Raw genomic sequence first — 16572 nt, forward strand, 5'->3', positions numbered from 1 at the left:
GGAGAGATAGGGATTTGAACCCTAGATAGGCTACAAACCTATGCCGGTTTTCAAGACCGGTGCATTCGACCACTCTGCCATCTCTCCGTGACGCAGAATAATACTTAGGTGATACCGTTGTGTAAATAGCAAATAAACTGTTTGCTTAAAAAGTAGACGTAATTGCGGTTTTTTTTGTAAATAGAGGGAAATTAGAAGGATTTAAACTAAAAATTAAAGGGTGGCAGTAAACTAAGGGAGCTAAAGAAGTGCTTTCAATAGTGGTTAGTTGTTTACTGCCCCTGCTTAATAATCATAACAAGGTTGATTATTTGTATTGCGCGGCACTGTTTAATGCTAATTTTTTGCCCATACGGTTTAATTTAGCCAGCATTTTAGCTTTACGGTTAGTTGGTTTTACGCCAACGTGGGCTGCTGCATTTTGGTTTAGGGTGTTTATTGGGTTCATGTCTTTGCTCCAAGGTGTATGTGTTTAAATCGCGAGCATTTTGACTCTTTTTTGTTTAAAAATACAACAATATAAACTAAGGCTTAGCTATTAGTTATTTTTATCTGAAATTGTTTTGTTTTGTTTTTATTTAAAGCTGATAAGAGGCGGATTTGCATAGTTATTTAACCGCGGGGTTTAATCTGTGAGTTGTTTTATAAGTGTTTTTTGTTTTTATAAAAGTTTGTAATAAATTTTTACTCACTATTGTGATTAATTATTCAGATAAATTAATTTTAACTTAATTTTTATTTACACTGGCGTGCCGACTAAAAGGGGATAAATTACTTGCAGTTGTTAATAATAGTTAAACCGAGCGTAAAAAAAGCGGTGTTAGAACACCTCGATTGGCTTAAAAAAACATGTCAGAAGAAAAATATTCTTTATATCACGGTCAAAACAACAGGTAATTATGAGTACGACTTAGCAAGCATTAAAGCGAATGCACAAAAAAGCCAAATAGCAGTGGCTATTGGTGGCGACGGTACGCTTAATTTGGCACTTAATGGCGTGATTAACAGTACCTGCAGTTTGGCAATATTACCTTGTGGTACGGGTAACGATTTTGCGCGAAGCTTTCATTGCACGGCTAAACAGTGGCAAAACGCTATTTTTAATGCCCCTACACACTTAATTGACATAGGTAAAATTAATACCCGTTACTTTATTAATGTGGCTGGTGTTGGTTTTGATGCTCATGTAATTAAGCAGTTAGGTCATTTACAAAGCATGCCTGCTTGGCGTTATAAGTGGACGAGTTTTAAGTCGCTCTTTACTTATAAAGCAAGCACACTACAGGGAGTATTTTTAAATAAACAAAGTGAGTACCCAAATTTAATAACTGTATTTGCGAACTCTCAGTATTTTGGCGGCGGAATTAAAATAGCACCTAGAGCTGAAATTGATGATGGCCTGCTTGATTGCTACCAAATGCAAGCGAGTAGTGTTGTTAATCACTTATTTAGCTTTATTAAACTTCTTTTTAAGCGCCATCACACCCTAAAAAGGCTCACTTATAGCCAATTAAAAGAAGCGCATATTACAACTAAAAATTTATTCGTTGAGGCGGATGGCGAGCTGGTAGGCGTCACGCCCGCGATTATTGCTATACATAAGCAGGCCATTAATTTTCATATACCAATAAAAAAGCGCCTACAGTAAAGTAGGCGCTTTTGTGTTAGTGCGTTAAAAACGCCTCTAACTGGGGACGGAACCATTTTTAGCAACGCAGCGGCTTGCTAAAAAGGCGTTAATTCTTTTTGTGGGGGTAAGTACAATTGCATTACCCAGTAGTACTAAACTAAAACCGGCAAAGGTGTTTGCGTGCCATTCAAAGCCTTCAAAAAAGCTACTTAATGTGACTGCCACCAACGGAAACAAAACGATGGCGTAACTTGCTTTTTCGGGGCCAATGTTTTTTAACAAAGCAAAATAGCAGCCAAACGCAATCACAGTGCCAAAAACTGATAAATACAACAGCGACAGCCAATAGCTGGTAGGGGCACTAAAACTGACCGTTATACCATTTATTAATACATAAACGGCTAAACCAACTGCGCTATATAACATGCCCCATGCGTTACCCTGCAATACACCTATTTGCCGATTAGAATTGCGTACACTGATCATATTGCCCAATGAAGCCACAAAGGTGCCCCCAAGGGCAAGTAGTAACCCGACCAACGCCCCATTACTCAAGTCGAATTGCTTTAAATGCGGCCAAAATAGACAAATAATACCTATCACACCGATTAGCGCGCCGCAGTAAATTCGTTTGGCTATAGGTTTTGCAAAAAATAAACGGGTGTTGATTATGTTCATTATTAATAGCATCGAAAAAGCAATAGAGGCCATTGCCGAAGAAAGGTAGTTTTGAGCCCAATACAAAAGCAAATAATTTAAGCCAAAGTTGCAAATGGCCAATAAAGCAAAAAAACCATGATCGACTAATGAAAATCGCATATTAGGTTTTCTGTAGGCCGCAAATAGCCACATACATACAGCTGCTATGGCAAAACGATAAAGCAAAGAAAGCTCCACAGCGATATCGCCTAGCTGAAATGAAATCGCCAGCCACGTAGAGCCCCAAATTAACACTGTTGTGAGATATAGCGCTGCGCTTTTCATGGCACACCTCTAAAAAACTGATTGAGTGGTTATTTTAAGGCCTATCTGTATACTTACCATATACAGAAAAGTATAAATGTAACCTATACAGATTTGAGCGAGATATGCAGCCAACAGCCAGTAAGCAAAAAGCCGAGTTTTTATATCAACAAGTTATTGAGCTAATCAAGGATATGCAAACGCAGAAGGTATTATTACCAGGGGAAAAACTTCCATCACTTCGTAAAATGGCCAATAACTTAAATATTAGCGTTCCAACTGTTAAGCAAGCGTATCAAGCGTTAGAAGATCAAGGAGTAGTAGAGGCGCGTGAAAAATCGGGCTACTTTTTAACGGTGCTTAATACGGTTTATAGTTTACCTAAGCGCGTAAAATTAAGCCGTGAACCTGTCACTGTAAATAAACAAGCGTTAATAGAGCAAGTATATAGTGCTATTCATCAGCCTAATATTATAGCTTTTGGTATCGCGAATCCCGTTGCTGCTGCCCCTACCGATAAAGCACTTGCGAGAAATATGCGCCGAGTTATGACAATTGCTGGACCGAGTGTTATAAATTATGGCCCTATTGATGGTTTTGGTGCGCTTAAAAAGCAATTAGTGCATAGATACTTAGGCTTTGGTATTGGCGTAAATATAGATGAACTGGTGATCACTAATGGTGCGCAAGAGGCGCTGGCTATCGCACTTAAGTGTGTTACTAAGCCCGGCGATGTAGTGGCTATTGAAACCCCGTGCTATCACGGCATTATTGAATTAATAGAGAGCTTAGGCTTAAAAGCGCTTGAAATCCCGCTATGCCCCGACAACGGTATTTGGCTTAATGACCTAGCTCAAGCGCTTGAGCAACATGATATAAAAGCATGCTTATTTTCGACCGCAATCAATAACCCGGTTGGCAGCTTTATGAGCGATGAAAGCCGTAAGCAAATGGTGGACTTAATAGAGTCACATAATGTTGTTCTTATAGAAGATGATGTGTACGGCGATTTGCACTTTACTGCCAAGCGCGGCACGCCCGCTTTAGCGTATTCAAAAAAGGGGCTTGTGATCAGCTGCGCCTCGTTTTCAAAAACGGCGGCACCCAGTTATCGAGTAGGTTGGTTAATAGCAGGCAAGTTTGCTGGTCAAGCGCGCCGGCATAAGCGTGCATTAAGTTGCTCTGCCTCACTTATAAATCAGTGGACGCTTTCTGAGTTTATAGCCAGTGGTGAATATGACCGTAATTTAAAAGTACTTAGGCAGCGCTTACGTAATAACAAAGAGCGCATGCGGTGGTGCTTATTAAACGCAATGCCTAAAAATACACGTATTAGTGACCCTAAAGGTGGGTGTGTTATTTGGCTAGATTTAGGCCAAGGGGTAGACAGTCAAAAGTTATTTTTACTGGCTTTAGAAGCTGGTATTAGCATAACCCCTGGCCTTATTTTTTCAGCAAGTAATAAATATAAAAGCTGTATTAGGTTAAGCTACGGGGTGCAGTGGAGCGAAAAAATTGAGCAGGCTATTACCACGTTAGGTGCGCTGGCTCACACGCTAAAAGAATGAAAAAAGCAGCACCTAATATACAAGTGCTGCTAAAGGGATGTTAAATACGGTTTTGTGTATTAGTTTTGTTTAATGGTAAATAACTCGTAACCTTTTAGTTGCGGTAACTGCGCTACTAATTGCTCTTCTTGCTGTGCAATGCTGGCAAAGCTGTCGCATAAAGAGTTAGCACGCTTTTCAAGTGCACTGGCATGTAGCTCTACTTTTTCTTCTATTTGCGCGCCCATATTTTCCATGCGTTGCTCAAATGCCTCCATATCACCACCCGAACCAAGTAGCTCAGAGCCTAAAGCAACTAAAATACTGCCCATTGATTGCATAACGGCAGACTCAACCACGGTTTCTATTTGCTCCTCAAACTGGTGTTCAAAGTTTTCACCAAATTGATTAAAGCTTTGCTGGCCCATTACAAACGTACCTTTTTGGTAAAAGGTGTTTTCTACTTCCAGTTTTATATCGTCCATTAGGCCAGACAAGTCGTCAAGCCCATCAATATTAAATGCGTTGGCTACTTCCTCTAGTGCTACACCGGCTATTTTCACTCCGTCTAGGGCAATATTAGCAACCTCCGGTAGCTGCGTACGTAAGTTATCCGAATATTGGGCAAGCGCTTGGCGCTGCTCGCTGCTAATGGATACTTGTTCGCCATTTATAGTTAATTTGCCATTGCTGTTAAAGCGCATGAATTGATTAGATGCGGTAAAAATTTCTAATTCGCTAGGCTTAATGCGTACATCGTTTTTAAACTCTACATTGCACTGTTCGTTGCTAAACGAAATACCCGCATTGTTATCGTTATGTGCCATTACAGCGGGTGTACAAATTAAAGCGCTTACTAATAGTAAATTTTTCATGTTTATTCTCTAATAATTGTTGATGACAGTTAAGTATTAACAAGTTTGATGCCATTATTTATTTTTATTTTAAAACAATTGGTTATGAAAATTTGTGTATTTGTAATGATTTTTAATTTTGATAAATAAACTACTTTTTAGTCAAAAACACTAAAAATAAATAAATGATAAATTTTATTTGTCGAAACGATAAAAAACTCTCACTTTCCACTTTCTTAATTTAGCGCTATTTATTCACAATATTGACATGAAGGCTATTTACGATAGTCACGTGGCTTTATTTTGGTGCTAATTTGTTCGTATTTTAGCGCTAAACTTTTTTAATTTACCAAGTGCAGGAATCAACCTGAGTTGGTCTTAAGCACTTTATGGAGTGGGTTGTGGGTAAGACATTTAGTTACGATGCGCTAGATGATGATTTTGTTGAAGACGAGTACGAAATGGTCGGGCGTAATCAGCATGATAAAAAAAAGCAAAAGGTAAAAAAGAAGTTGGAAGATTACCTTGAGCAAAAACGTTTGCGTAAAAACCTAGGTGAAGACGACTTAAACGATTACATAGACTAAATTGTGCTAGTTAAAATAATGCGCCTGTTTTAAGGTTTGAATGTGCGTATACGCATGTTTGAAAGCTAAATACTGGCAATAAAGAGGCTTTATGCCTCTTTATTACTTTTATGTACTTACTTTTTAGCGAGTGCTTGTTGAATGGTGCTTTCTAACTTTTCTGGTTTTGTAAAAGGGGCATAACGTTTAATAGGCGTACCGTCGGGTGCGATTAAAAACTTAGTGAAGTTCCACTTTATTTTTCGTGTTAAAAAGCCGGGCAAGGCCGATTTTAAATACCTAAATACAGGGTGTGCGTGACGGCCATTTACATCCACCTTTGCGGCCATTAAAAAGCTTACCCCATAGTTAATTAAACAGCCTTGTTGTATTTGCGTCGCGTCGCCTGGCTCTTGCTGACCAAATTGATTACATGGAAAACCAATTATAACCAAGCCAGCTTGCGCGTATTTAGTATGTAGCGCTTGTAGAGATTCATATTGCTTTGTAAATCCACACTCACTGGCGGTATTAACAATAAGTACAACCTTTCCTTCAAAGTCGCTAAAGTTAATTGTTTTTCCGTTTAACGCAGTAGCCGTTAATTGATGAAATTCATGCATGATGGGCGCTTTTTATTGTTGTTTGCTACATTCTACCCGCTGTAGCGCGTTACTAAAAGTATAAACTTTAGACATTGTTAATGGGTTGGCTGTTATTTAGGGCGTGTTGAACTTTGCGGATTGAAATTTGTTCAACCTAGGGGCGATCAAATCGCGGCACGAGGTTTGTAACCTAGTAGGCTAAGTAAAAACCGAGCAGAGCTTCCGCGTCCTGCTCACGCCCCTTACCTACATCCATGTAGACAACAAAGAGTTTATCGCCCCTAGGCAGAACCCAAAGGGCAGCGCATGTTTGGCATTTATGCTACGTTATCGCCTATTTATGGGGAATAACCACACTTCATAGGCTTTGCCTTGCCTAAAAACCAAACATACTGCTGCAAATTCAAACGCCAAAGGTCAACACGCCCTAATTTAAAATTAAAAATAACCCCATACTGGCAAGCGTTGTGTAATAAATATTATGTGTTTTATAGGCAACAATAATCGCAACGATAGCTGCGCTTAAATAAGGGTTGTGCCAGTTTAGGTTGATCCCCTCTTCATTTATAAAAATAATGGGTACCCAAATAGCGGTTAGTACAGCGGGTGCGCTAAAGCTTAAAAACTGCTGCATTTTAGGGCCCACCTTAAAACCAAGGCGTTGATGTAAAAATAAGTAACGAGTAAAAAAGGTAATACACGCCATTAATAATATAGTGAGCATCATAATGGGCAGTCCTTTTTTTGAGTAAGCCTTGCAGTAAAGTAGCCTGCACTCATTGCAAGTAGAGCAGCACAAACTAACCACAATTCAAATCCCGTGCTTTTTAAAAGTGTGGCGCTAATACCCGCAACAATCACTGTAACCAGCGAGGCTAAATTTTTTATGCCCGGTACCACAAGTGCAATAAATGTAGCTGCAATAGCAAAGTCGAGCCCTAAATTTGTTAAATCAGGGAGCACACTTCCTGCAACTATGCCTATGAGTGTCCAAAGGTTCCATGCAATATAAAAACTAAAACCCGCACTTAAAGCGTATATTAGGCGCGCTTTTGTTTTATAGGCTTTGCGGTGATGCGAAAAGGCAAACAGCTCGTCGGTTAGTACAAAACTGATTGGTAAGCGCCACCGTAATGGTTGTGAAATAACTTTATGGCGTACGGCTAAACCGTATAAAAAATGCCGAGAGCTAATAATAAATGTGGTAAATAGAATAGTCAGTAAAGGGGTGTTACCGGCCATTAGTTCAATGGCAACTAATTGTGCAGAACCCGCGAATACAAGTAGTGACATTGCTTGTGTTTCTAAGGCGCTAAAGCCATTTTGAATCGCTAAAGAGCCACATAATATCCCCCAAGGAACAACCGCTAAGCAAAGCGGGAGCATGTCAAAAAAACCTTTTAATACTGCGCGTTTAGTTATATTCATTAATACAAGTAGCTAATATGTGTGTGCGTTTAGTGTGCCATAAATAGGGCTTTATGTAATATCATTAATGCAGCACTAGTAAAACTTTGGAATAATAGTTTTAGTATCAAAATAATGCGCCAAAGACTGGCAACAAGTTGAGGATTTATATGCAAAGTATAAAAGTATGGGATGGCTTTATAAGAAGCTTCCATTGGTTATTAGTGATTAATATTGCTGTGCTTTACTTTAGCATTGACGAGGGCATGATTGAGCTACATTTTGTGGCTGGCTTTTTTGCAATCGCATTAATAGTGACTCGTTTAGTGTGGGGGCTGGTGGGCAGTAAAACGGCAAAATTAAGCGCGTTACTGCACTCGCCAATAGCAGTACTTAAAGAGTTTAAAAATCCTAGTAAAGGGGTGGGTCATTCGGCGCCAGGTAGCTACATGGTTTTGTTGTTTTTTGTGCTTATTATAGTGCAGTTAGTAACTGGGCTAATGAGCAGTGATGGCATTTTGACTGATGGTCCTTTGGTTGAGTACGTGTCGAGCTCAACAGTTGATTTTGCAAATTGGCTGCACCGCCTTAACTTCGATATTTTATTTTATGCTATATGCCTGCATGTTACTGCCATAGTTGTGTATAAAATAAAAGGAAAGCCACTTGTCAAAGCAATGATCACCGGTAAACAGGCTAACAGCGAGCAAGCCACTCAAACTAATATAGATAACACCCAGGCACCTTGGTTAGCGTGGGCTATTTTTGTTGGATTACTCGTGCTACTGGCTGTTACATGGGGCAAAGAACCACTTAATTACTTGCTAAGTTAATAGCTAAGAAAAAACAAAACGGCGCATAAAGCGCCGTTTTAGTGTGTGTTGTTTTAATTGTAATTAGTCTTTAAATTGCTTGTGGCAATCTTTACAGCCTTTGGCCCAAGCGCCAAATGCTTTACCAATTACCGCCTTATCACCAGATTGAGCTGCTAAAGCTAACTTATCTGCATTGGCCGCGAAGGCATTGGCTTTTTTAACAAAGGTTGCATTGTCTGACCATACATCAGCTAAGGCTGCCGTATCACCTTTATCTGTGCCTTCGTAAAACGCTTCCCATGGCATTTTAGAAAGGGCAGCTGCGTTATTAGCGCGCATTTTAAATTGTTCTGCATCAAAAGGAATTTTACCTTTTAGCATTGCGCCCATATCGCTAATTTGCACTGAAATCATAGAAAATGCAGCTTGACGGTATTCAATAGCATCACTTGGCTCTTTAAATGCAGTATTTGCAGATACGCTAAGTGTACATGTCGCTAAAGCAACCCCTGCTAAAAATTGTTTAAATTTCATGTTTTGCCCCTGTAAGAAATTATATCTACTAATTAGACATCTTGAATCGATTACTTATTTTATTCAAGTGAAACTTTAATGTCTCATAGCTTGCTGTAAGATTATTTTTAAATATAGGGTCTTCATTGTTAACGAGTGTAAACGATCTGTTGTCATTGGTTTGTCAATTGTGTACCTTGAGTCATCATAAAAATAAATAACGAAGGAAGTTTATGAAGCATAATATCTTTAAAATGTCGGCGCTTTCTGCCGCAGTAGTTATGACGCTAGCAGGGTGTGGTGGCAGCGACAATGACAATAATAGCCAAGTTGCTGTAGTAACCGATGTTGCACCAAAAGCAAGCGATGTAGCCGTTGCCGGTTTAAAGCAATGGGTACCTGTAACAGCTGAGTTTAATGCAAGTGATAACGATGGCGATACACTAAGCTATACATTTACTGAAAATGGTGAAGCGGTTGAAGCACAAGATGGCGTATATACTTTTAGCCACGGCTTACTCACTGTTGAAGGTGATACCTTTACTTACGTTCCAGTTTCGGGTGAAGATGCGGTAATTGATTACACCGCTAATGCAAATGGTAAATCGGCGTCTGCGCAATTAGTTATTAGTGATATTGCAACTGATCCGTTAGCTAATCAGCAATGGCATCTGCGTAACACAGGTCAAAAGTCGTACGCTCTAAGCGATGAAATGAAGCAAGGCCTAATTGATTTATATGTTAACCAATTAGGTTACAGCGAAGAAGAAGCGCAAACTATTTTTGACGAGGATTTTGCTGAATCAGAAGCAGAAGAATTGGTTGTTGGCGAGGATATGAACGTAGCAGCAGCTTATGCTCAAGGTGTTACAGGTGCTGGCGTAACGGCGGTTGTTGTTGATTCTGGTATGGAAATTCGTCACGAAGATTTAGTTGATAACGTTTTACCTAATCGCTCTCTAAACTTAGATGCAGAGGCGCTTGACCGTACCGACCCTACAAGTTTGTCAAACAGTGGTGACCACGGTACTAGTGTTGCAGGCTTAATTGCAGCAAAAGGCTGGAATGGTAAAGGCGGGCGCGGTGTTGCACCAGATGCTGGTCTCATTGGCATGAACTACCTAGGTGGCGATAAAATTGAGCAAACCGATTTACTCGCTCATGGTTTCCCTGGAAGCGGCATTAGCACATCAGAAAACATTTCTGCTTTTAACCGCAGCTACGGTATTACCTTCCCAACGTTTATTGGTTACTCAGAGCTAGATGAAGCTATCGAGTCATACCCTAACCTTAGCCTTCGTGGTGGTAAAGGTGCGCTAAACATGAAATCAAGCGGTAACTCGTTTGTAGATGGTGGCGATGAAGGGTCATTATGTGCTGATAATGGCGCAAATGAGTTAGGTCTTACTTGTTATAACGGCGCGTTTGAGCCAAGCCAGGGTCATCCATATTACTTAAGCGTTGCAGCTGTAAATGCTGATGGTACACATACAAGCTACTCAAGTGGTGGTGCTAACCTAATGGTTTCAGCCCCTGCGGGTGAATACGGGCGCTGGGCGCCTGCCATGGTAACAACTGATCAAATGACCTGTATTAACGGGTACTCAGGCTTTAATGGTAGCTCGATTACAGCATGGGCTGCAGCATATGGCGAAGACTTTGCGGCATCGCAATACCCATTCAATTACCCAGGCCATGAAGATAACGCTAGCTGTAACTATACCTCAACGTTTAATGGTACTTCTTCGGCAGCACCTAATGCGTCAGGTGTAGTATCACTGATTTTATCAGCTAATCCGGAGCTAACATGGCGCGATGTTCGTCATATCTTAGCTACTACCAGCACAGTCAACGATACAGAAGATGAAGTTATAACGCTTAGCGTTGGTGAAGGTGAATTTGTAGCGCATGACGGCTGGGTTGAAAATGCAGCAGGTTATAACTTTAATAACTTATATGGTTTTGGGCGTGTAGATGCTGGTGCTGCCGTTGAGATGGCAAAAGAGTACGACGTAGTATTAGGCGAGCAAGTTATTACAGATTGGAGTGGTGTTGGCTCTGTTGTTGAAGAAGATGCCCTTACGCTAGAAATTCCAGACAACAGTGCTGCGGGTGTTACACAGCAAATCATTGTTGAAGAAGAGTTAAACATTGAAGCTATGCAGTTCAAGTTTGATGTGAGCAACACTGAAATGGGCTTTGGTTTAGCGGATGGTACGCAAACCTCTGCTGGTACCGATTTAGCAATCGAAGTAACGTCTCCATCAGGCACGCGTAGTGTATTACTAGCGTCTAAGCAAGCTCTATTCTACCCAGCTTATAGTTTTACTAATGGTTGGAACACAGGTTATGTTTTAAAGGATGCGGTACTTATGTCTAATGCCTTCTATGGCGAGACAACAAAAGGTACGTGGACTATTCGTGTTCTTGATGCTGCAGCAGATAGTTTTGCTTTTACTGATGGTACTGACAATGGTCTTGGAGTTACTGGTATTTCAAATAACCGTGCAGCAAGCGTTTTAGAAGGCGTTTCGTTAAGAGCATTTGGTCACGCAGGTCAAGAGTAAGGAATATAGATATGAAAATGAATAAATTAGTTATTTTAGGTGCTGCTGCGTGTATTTCTCTAAGTGCAACAGCGAGTTCAGTAGCAGATAAAGAGCTGCAACTTCCAAAAAAGCCGGTAAATAGTGTGAAATACAGCAAAACCGACTTTGGCTCTTACGTTGTAGAAAAAAACTTACGTTTAGTACCAGCAAGTGTTGCTGCTGATGAGTATGTTGTTTCTACTAAAGGTGAGATGGCGGTTGTTGAATCTTCTGAGGCTTCATCGTTAGTAACAAAAGGGACGCTGGTACGTAATGTACTAACAAATAACTTAACGTCGCTTTCTGGCAATATCACTATTTTGCTTAAAGATGACATGAACGCAACAGAGGTAGCTCAGCTATCTGGCTTGAAGGTAGTGTCTGTTTTCCCAGGCACTAAAATAGCGGTATTAGCTGTTAATGATGGTCAAGATATTTTAGCTGCTGCAGAGCAGTTAAAGTCATCTGACTATACAAAAGAAGCACGAATTGAAGTGTTAGAGACTATTTATACTGCACAATAAAATTAAAATGTTGTGATAAAAGCCCGAGTAAAGCCTCGGGCTTTTTTATTGCTAATCATTAATATCAGCAAAAATCATCCCTCGGCGCATACTACGTGTGGCCAAAAATACTTCACCAAGTAACGACATAAAACCACATATTAATAAGGCCATTGCAGCCACAAAGCAGCTTGCAATGGTTACCCCTAAATTAATAGATTGAATATGCGATAAAAACAACTGCATTACCACGGCACATACTAGCAAAGCACTTAAAACGCTCATACTAAAAGCAATGTGAATACATCGCGAGCGCTTTAACAGGGCGCGTAGCTCTGTGGCCAAGGTTTTATTAAAGTCTTCATCGGTGCTTACTTTAAGTTTTCGCTCAAGTTGCCTCGCACGATCAGTAATGCGCGCTAAACGATTAGATAAGACTCCGAGTGTGGCTGCAATTCCTGTAATTAAAAAGACAGGGGCGACTGCAGTCTGAATTACTTTAGCCATGGTTAAAATATTTATAACGTCGTTACTCATTCATTTTCCATAGAGAAGTTAGGGTTTGTTTACAGTGATTTACAAATGCCGGTTAGCTAAAAACTTGTTTTTTATTAATCATTTATGATTTTTGCGAAGGGCTTTTTTTGCACCATTGTAATCTAGTTGTAATTGAGTTGTTGCTAGCTTAAGGGCTGAAGTTCTATATTAAAATCACAATTCTAATAATATCGAATTGAGTAAATACAATAATATAAAACACACTCCAGGGGAAATAATGTCTAATATAACACTGAAAAGAACCGCTATTTCATCAGCTATAGGTTTAGCTATGATGTCATACGGCGTAGCAGCTACACCTGATTTATCTAAAGGATACGTCCCAGAAACATCAAGTGTAAAAACATACTCTCAAGATAAAACCATCTCTACTAAAGCACGCTATATTATCCAGCTTGAAGATGAGCCGCTAGCAACCTACAAAGGCGGTATCGCAGGGCTTGAAGCAACCTCTGCCGCCGTTACTGGTGATAGTAAAATTAAACTTAGTTCAGCACCCGCTTTAAAATACAGCAGTTACTTAAAAGCCAAGCAAAAAAGCGTAGCACAAGTAGCCGCGTCTGTTAGTGGGGGCGCTGTATCACACTCATTCAGCACCCTTTTTAATGGTATCGTAGTAGAGGGTGAGCAAGGACAGCGTGAAAAACTCGCTAAACTTGCGGGTGTTAAAAAAGTATTTTTAGATACTGAGTACCACACATTAATGGATGCTTCTATTGATGTAATTAGAGGCGTAGAGGCTTGGCAGGCGCTTGGTGGCCAATCTGAAGCGGGTAAAGGCGTTAAAGTTGCGATCATTGACTCGGGTATTCGCCCAGAAAACCCAATGTTTTCAGATGTGGGTTTCGCAGCTGCAGAGTTTAGTGAAGAAGAGGCTGCTTACATCGCAGAAAACCCTGATTACTGTCGTATAGAGGGCGGTGAAGCCGATTTTTGTAACAACAAATTAATTGTTGCACGTGCATTTGGCCCAACACCAAGTGATGTTCATCCTGATGAATATATTGGCTCTCCACTAGGATACGACGGTCACGGAACGCATGTTGCGGGTACCGCTGTAGGTAACCCAATTGAAATTACTTACCAAGACAATAACGTGTCAATCTCAGGTGTAGCACCAGCAGCACAATTAATGGCTTACAAAGCGCTTTGGCACACAGCCGATGGGCGAGGCAGCGGTACAACTGTAGCGCTCATGGCTGCATTAGAAGCAGCCATTAAAGATGGCGCAGACGTAATTAACAACTCGTGGGGCGGTGGTCCAGGTGGCAACCCTTCTGGTAGTGCGTATAGTGATTTATTCACCGCTGCAGAAGAAGCCGGTGTAGTGGTTGTAACCGCAGCAGGTAACGATGGTAACGGCGCCCAAACTATTGGTTGTCCTAGCTGTATAGAGTCGGGTCTCACAGTGGCCAATACGCAAACAGGGCGTTTTTTCTCTCAGCAAGTTGAAGTGGCAGGCGAAACTTATTTAAGTATTGAAGGAAGCAACGGTTTATTAACAGACCCTATCTCGCTCCCTATAATTTCTGCGCAGGTTGTAGCGCCTGATAACTTTGAAGGGTGTGAAGAGTTCGCTGAGGATATCTCATTTGCGGATTCTGTTGCACTTATCTCTCGTGGTAGCTGCGCATTTACAGCTAAAGCTGAAAATGCAGCAAAAGCAGGTGCAACAGCGGTAATTATCCACAACAATGTTGCAGGCGGTGCAATGGGCATGTCTATGGATGATGCTACAATTCCAGCCTCAGCAATCAGCCAAGAAGATGGTTTAAGCTTAGTTGAGCTTTTAACAGCAGCTGAAGAGCCGGTTATTGCATCACTCGATCCTAGTGTTAAAAGAACAATTCAAGAGAAATTTACTGATGCAGTCAATTCTTCAAGTTCGCGTGGCCCTAATGGTGAGCCTAGCTTCTTAAAACCTGATATTGCAGCACCAGGTACTGATATTTTATCTGCGTATTCGCCAGATGAAGGAAATGGCATTACCTTTAACGCTATTTCAGGTACAAGTATGGCGAGCCCACATGTTGCAGGTGCAGCAGCGCTTATGAAGCAAGCTCACCCAGAATGGAATGCGGTACAGATTAAAACCGCACTTATGAGTTCATCTAAAATGGATGGTCTACATAAAGAAGACTTAGTGACAAAAGCTGATGCCTTTGATGTAGGTGCTGGTCGATTAGATGTACCTAATGCGCTAGAAGCTGCGCTTACGTTTGAACATGGCTCTTACGCCGATCCGAGCTGTTTAAGCGTTTGTAGTTTCTCAAATACCGTGCAAAACATGACAGATACAGCTGGCGAGTGGACGGCAAAAGTAGTAACAGATATGCAAGGCGCAGAAATCTCTGTGTCTCCTAATACAGTTACACTGGGTGCACATGGTTCTACTTCTACTGATTCAGAGGGTGCTGAAACAAGCACAGACATGGCTGAGTTTAACCTAGATATTGATTCAACGTTTAATGATGTTAAAGGTTGGAACTTTGGTCACGTTGTATGGACTCATACTGAAACAGGCCAAGTCGCGCATTTACCATTTGCTATTTATGATAACGAAGCAACCAATAGCAGTGTGTTTAGCGCAACAGTCGATGCCGATTCTTTAAACTCTTCTACTCCAGCAAAAATAGGGGTGCAATTTAACAATACTTTATTTACTGAAGAACTATCTGTAAATGTAAAACTTGATGAGAATGCGGAGCTTTTAAAAGGTGCAGCGCCTGTTGTTGAAGTGACTAATGGTGCAGGCGAAGTAACATTAAGTGAAGACAACAAAGAGCTTACCTGGACGGGTACATTAGGACCAAAAGAGTTTGCTATTAACAGCAGTGATTTCTTAGGTACCTTCTCATTGGCTGATGATGACTTTGAGCCTCAAGCGTGTCCTGACGGGTGTGATGAAATAACCATTACGGTTGAAGCTGACTTTATTTTTGATGGGAAAGAGTACTCAGCATTTACCATCTCAGATAATGGCTTTATTGCTGTTGGTGCAGATGTAAACACCACTAACTCTTGGAGCCCTCAAGCAATGCCTAATGCACGTACACCTAACGGTGTTATAGCGCCGCTTTGGGCTGACTTTGATTTAGCGGGTGGTACGTCCGGTGGCGGTGAGATCTATGTTGCTAAATTTGATAGCGGTTATGTTGTTGTAGAATGGCATGATGTTGAGCTTTGGGGTAGCGCTTCAGGTGATAAGTACACGTTCCAAGTGATCTTAAAAGAAGGCACTGATGAAATACGTATGAATTACATTGATGTACCCACATTGCCTGCTCCTTACTCTGCGGGTGTAGAGTCTGCCGATGGTAACGTAGGAGCTATGCTAGACACCGTTCCAACGGGTAATGGTATTGGTAGTGGCTATTTGGTTGATCAAATTAAAGGCGGTGTGGTTGATATTCAATATCAGGCTTTTGCAAAAGATCGCAGCCATTACACAGCAGCAGATTCTGTAGAAGTTGATGAAGAGCAAACAGTGACTATTGATGTATTAGCTAATGATATGGCTGAGTCGCGTTTTGTATTTGACGCAGTAGCTTCTTCAGAAACAGAAAATGCAGAATTCTCTGCCCATAAAGGCGTAAGAATTAAAGGCAGCCTAGTCGCATCAACTGTTGAGGTGGCTTCTGCACCTGCAAATGGTTCAACTACAGTGAATGAAGATGGCACAATTGATTATACGCCAAATGCGCAGTTCTCTGGTGAAGATAGCTTCACATACACAGTGCGTGAAGCATCAGGCACGACTGCTGAAGAAACCATGGTATCAATTGTTGTTAACGATACCATTGCAGACCCTCAGCCTGTGACCCCAACTCCAGAGCCTGAAAGCAATGGTTCATCGGGCTCACTCGCTTGGTTAACGTTACTTGCTGCGCCGTTTGCATTTATGCGTCGTCGTAAACAAAAGTAATTTTATAACTACTTAGTTATTTTAAAGGGAGCCTCGGCTCCCTTTTTACATAGCTTCACAAACTAAATTACATCACGCTTTATTATTAGGTATATTTA

15 protein-coding genes and 1 tRNA gene are annotated in these 16572 nt (G+C 40.9%); 7 read left to right on the forward strand and 9 right to left on the reverse strand.

All coding sequences use genetic code 11. The annotated features are described in order from the left end of the window. Together AN391_RS13270 and AN391_RS20695 are read right to left on the reverse strand one after the other, a co-directional pair. Window positions 1–87: transfer RNA gene (locus AN391_RS13270), tRNA-Ser, on the reverse strand. 220 nt (window positions 88–307) lie between these two features. Continuing rightward, window positions 308–448: a hypothetical protein gene (locus AN391_RS20695; protein WP_004589025.1), complete on the reverse strand. Its 141-nt coding sequence runs from the start codon at window positions 446–448 to the stop codon at window positions 308–310. 327 nt (window positions 449–775) lie between these two features. On the opposite strand from AN391_RS20695, the gene AN391_RS13275 reads away from it, so the two are divergent. Further along, window positions 776–1648, forward strand: coding sequence for a diacylglycerol kinase family protein (locus tag AN391_RS13275; protein WP_055015843.1), 873 nt, complete (start codon window positions 776–778; stop codon window positions 1646–1648). A 36-nt stretch (window positions 1649–1684) separates the two neighbouring features. On the opposite strand, the gene AN391_RS13280 is transcribed toward AN391_RS13275, so the two are convergent. Next, a complete protein-coding gene (locus AN391_RS13280) occupies window positions 1685–2614 on the reverse strand; it encodes a DMT family transporter (RefSeq protein ID WP_055015844.1) in 930 nt (309 codons plus the stop codon). Between the two features lie 104 nt (window positions 2615–2718). Between AN391_RS13280 and AN391_RS13285 the strand changes: the two genes are divergently transcribed. Further along, entirely contained in the window at window positions 2719–4161 is a 1443-nt protein-coding gene (locus AN391_RS13285) for a PLP-dependent aminotransferase family protein (protein WP_055015845.1), read from the forward strand. A 59-nt stretch (window positions 4162–4220) separates the two neighbouring features. On the opposite strand, the gene AN391_RS13290 is transcribed toward AN391_RS13285, so the two are convergent. Then, window positions 4221–5015 (reverse strand): YggN family protein, encoded by a 795-nt coding sequence (locus AN391_RS13290; RefSeq protein ID WP_055015846.1) that lies wholly within the window; start codon window positions 5013–5015, stop codon window positions 4221–4223. 380 nt (window positions 5016–5395) lie between these two features. Here AN391_RS13290 and AN391_RS13295 point away from each other — a divergent pair, with 380 nt between their 5' ends. Further along, a complete protein-coding gene (locus AN391_RS13295; RefSeq protein ID WP_004589020.1) occupies window positions 5396–5581 on the forward strand; it encodes a PA3496 family putative envelope integrity protein in 186 nt (61 codons plus the stop codon). A gap of 116 nt (window positions 5582–5697) precedes the next feature. Here the strand turns inward: AN391_RS13295 and AN391_RS13300 are convergent, their stop codons facing one another. From AN391_RS13300 to AN391_RS13310, 3 genes are all read right to left on the reverse strand, one after another. Continuing rightward, complete coding sequence (locus AN391_RS13300; RefSeq protein WP_055015847.1) at window positions 5698–6183, reverse strand: glutathione peroxidase; 486 nt, start codon at window positions 6181–6183, stop codon at window positions 5698–5700. A gap of 409 nt (window positions 6184–6592) precedes the next feature. Further along, window positions 6593–6892 carry an AzlD domain-containing protein gene (locus AN391_RS13305; RefSeq protein WP_055015848.1) on the reverse strand — a complete coding sequence of 100 codons (300 nt, stop codon included), beginning with the start codon at window positions 6890–6892 and terminating at the stop codon, window positions 6593–6595. After that, complete coding sequence (locus AN391_RS13310) at window positions 6889–7593, reverse strand: AzlC family ABC transporter permease (protein WP_055015849.1); 705 nt, start codon at window positions 7591–7593, stop codon at window positions 6889–6891. The genes AN391_RS13305 and AN391_RS13310 overlap by 4 nt, the downstream gene beginning before the upstream one ends. Before the next feature lie 149 nt (window positions 7594–7742). On the opposite strand from AN391_RS13310, the gene AN391_RS13315 reads away from it, so the two are divergent. Beyond that, complete coding sequence (locus AN391_RS13315; protein ID WP_055015850.1) at window positions 7743–8405, forward strand: cytochrome b/b6 domain-containing protein; 663 nt, start codon at window positions 7743–7745, stop codon at window positions 8403–8405. Between the two features lie 63 nt (window positions 8406–8468). Here the strand turns inward: AN391_RS13315 and AN391_RS13320 are convergent, their stop codons facing one another. Then, window positions 8469–8921 (reverse strand): cytochrome c, encoded by a 453-nt coding sequence (locus AN391_RS13320; RefSeq protein ID WP_055015851.1) that lies wholly within the window; start codon window positions 8919–8921, stop codon window positions 8469–8471. 212 nt (window positions 8922–9133) lie between these two features. Between AN391_RS13320 and AN391_RS13325 the strand changes: the two genes are divergently transcribed. Together AN391_RS13325 and AN391_RS13330 are read left to right on the forward strand one after the other, a co-directional pair. Further along, complete coding sequence (locus AN391_RS13325; protein WP_055015852.1) at window positions 9134–11467, forward strand: S8 family serine peptidase; 2334 nt, start codon at window positions 9134–9136, stop codon at window positions 11465–11467. Between the two features lie 11 nt (window positions 11468–11478). Beyond that, window positions 11479–12012: a S8 family serine peptidase gene (locus AN391_RS13330; protein WP_055015853.1), complete on the forward strand. Its 534-nt coding sequence runs from the start codon at window positions 11479–11481 to the stop codon at window positions 12010–12012. Between the two features lie 51 nt (window positions 12013–12063). Here the strand turns inward: AN391_RS13330 and AN391_RS13335 are convergent, their stop codons facing one another. Continuing rightward, window positions 12064–12528: a DUF2721 domain-containing protein gene (locus tag AN391_RS13335; protein ID WP_055015854.1), complete on the reverse strand. Its 465-nt coding sequence runs from the start codon at window positions 12526–12528 to the stop codon at window positions 12064–12066. A gap of 238 nt (window positions 12529–12766) precedes the next feature. Here AN391_RS13335 and AN391_RS13340 point away from each other — a divergent pair, with 238 nt between their 5' ends. After that, window positions 12767–16474 (forward strand): S8 family serine peptidase, encoded by a 3708-nt coding sequence (locus AN391_RS13340; RefSeq protein ID WP_055015855.1) that lies wholly within the window; start codon window positions 12767–12769, stop codon window positions 16472–16474. Window positions 16475–16572: the final 98 nt, after the last annotated feature.

Source organism: Pseudoalteromonas sp. P1-13-1a, from assembly GCF_001401875.1.
Lineage (GTDB): Bacteria > Pseudomonadota > Gammaproteobacteria > Enterobacterales > Alteromonadaceae > Pseudoalteromonas.